Origin of the sequence: Rhodococcus sp. NPDC056516 (assembly GCF_042794655.1) — a bacterium.
GTDB lineage: Bacteria > Actinomycetota > Actinomycetes > Mycobacteriales > Mycobacteriaceae > Rhodococcus_F.
Genome location: NZ_JBHTTG010000020.1, coordinates 1 through 1572, shown reverse-complemented (window position 1 = coordinate 1572; position 1572 = coordinate 1). Strand labels below are relative to the sequence as shown.

At 60.5% G+C, this 1572-nt stretch carries 1 protein-coding gene; it reads left to right on the top strand.

The window, feature by feature from the left end; all coding sequences use genetic code 11:
- Positions 1-1572 (top strand): amino acid adenylation domain-containing protein (locus tag ACFQ6Y_RS30315; protein WP_378640538.1); only part of this gene is annotated, 1572 nt, incomplete at both ends.

Genomic DNA, 1572 nt, shown 5'->3' with positions numbered 1-1572 from the left:
GTTTGCGGAGCGGTTGGTTCGGGTTCTGGAAGCGATGGTGGCGGAGCCTGATTCGGTTGTCGGGGATGTGGAGTTGCTCGGTGAGGACGAGCGTTCGCAGGTGTTGGTGGCGGTCAATGACACTGTTCACGAGTTGACTGTTGGTGCTTTGTTGCTCGACGGGTTTGTTGCGCAGGTGGCGGCGTCTCCGGATGCGGTGGCGGTGGTGTTCGAGGGGCAGTCTCTGTCGTATGCGGAGTTCGGGTCTCGGGTGAATCGCCTTGCGCGGTATTTGGTTTCGGTGGGTGTGGGGCCGGAGTCGTTGGTGGCGTTGGCGATGCGTCGGTCGGTTGATCTTGTGGTGGGTATGTATGCGGTGGTTGCTGCGGGTGGGGCGTATGTGCCGTTGGATCCGGATCATCCGGTCGAGCGCAATGGTCATATTCTCGGTACTGCGGCGCCGGTGTGTGTGTTGTCCACTGCTGGTGACGGTGTGGTGTTGCCGGGTGAGTTCGATGTGGTGTTGATCGACGAGTTGGATGTGTCCGGGTTCTCGGATGCGCCGGTGTTGGATGTGGATCGTGTTGCGCCGCTGCGTGGTTCGAATGCTGCGTATGTGATTTTCACGTCGGGGTCGACGGGGAAGCCGAAGGGTGTGGCGGTTTCGCATGAGGCGATCGTCAATCAGATGGCGTGGATGCAGGGTCAGTATGTTCTGACCGGGTCGGATGTGTATTTGCAGAAGACTGCGACGACGTTCGATGTGTCGTTGTGGGGGTTCTTCTTGCCGTTGGCGGTGGGTGCTCGGTTGGTGGTGGCCACGCATGACGGTCATCGGGATCCGGGGTATTTGGCGTCGGTGATCGCTGATCAGGGTGTGACGGTGACGGATTTCGTGCCGACGATGTTGTCGGTGTTCGCGGGTGCGGTGTCTGCGGAGTTGTTGGGTTCGTTGCGTGATGTGTTCGTCATCGGTGAGGCGTTGCCGGCGCAGGCGGTGCGTGATTTCGGTGTGGTGTCGGGTGCGCGGGTTCACAACTTGTATGGTCCGACCGAGGCTGCGGTGTCGATCACGTTCGCGGATGTGACGGGCGCCGTCGATGGTGGTGTGGTTTCTATTGGTGTGCCGCAGTGGAATTCGCAGGTTTTCGTGTTGGATTCGCGGTTGCGTCCGGTGCCGGTGGGTGTTGCGGGTGAGTTGTATCTTGCGGGTGATCAGTTGGCTCGTGGGTATGTTTCTCGTCCGGATTTGTCGGCGGATCGGTTCGTGGCGAATCCGTTCGGCGGCGTGGGTTCGCGGATGTATCGCACGGGGGACTTGGTGCGGTGGGGTGTGTCGGGTGAGCTCGAGTACATCGGTCGTACCGATTTTCAGGTGAAGTTCCGTGGTCAGCGGATCGAGTTGGGGGAGATCGAGTCGGCGTTGGTGGCTGATGTGTCGGTGTCTGTGTCGTCGGTGGCTGTGGTGTCGACGGTGACCGGTGATCAGTTGGTGGGGTATGTGGTGCCGGCGTCGGGTGCGGTGGTTGATGCTGCGGCACTGGTGGATTCGTTGGGTGTGGTGTTGCCGTCGTATATGGTGCCGTCGCAGAT